The organism is Bradyrhizobium sp. LeoA1Lang, from assembly GCF_055413685.1.
On sequence record NZ_JBVAPG010000583.1, the window covers coordinates 1 to 267 of the forward strand.

The window sequence follows — 267 nt, forward strand, 5'->3', positions numbered from 1 at the left end:
ATCTCCAGTGCGCGTGCCCAGGCAATCGAGTGGCAAAAGGTCGATGAGATACTCGGCCGGAAGCCGGCCGTCTCCGGCGAGGTGCATCGTTATGGATTCCCGCGCAGCGATCTGACCGTCACTTTGGATGGCGTGACCACCAAGCCGACGCTTGCGCTCGGTGGCTGGGTTGCGTTCATGCCGATTCACGGTGAAGCCATGGTGATGGGCGACCTCGTGCTGCTGGAAACCGAGATCAATCCGGTCATGGCGAAGCTCATCGCAGGC

General features: G+C 61.4%; 1 protein-coding gene. It reads left to right on the top strand.

The genetic code is table 11. The annotated features are described in order from the left end of the window. Positions 1-267 (top strand): DUF1259 domain-containing protein (locus ACZYOF_RS44585; protein ID WP_463719698.1); only part of this gene is annotated, 267 nt, incomplete at both ends.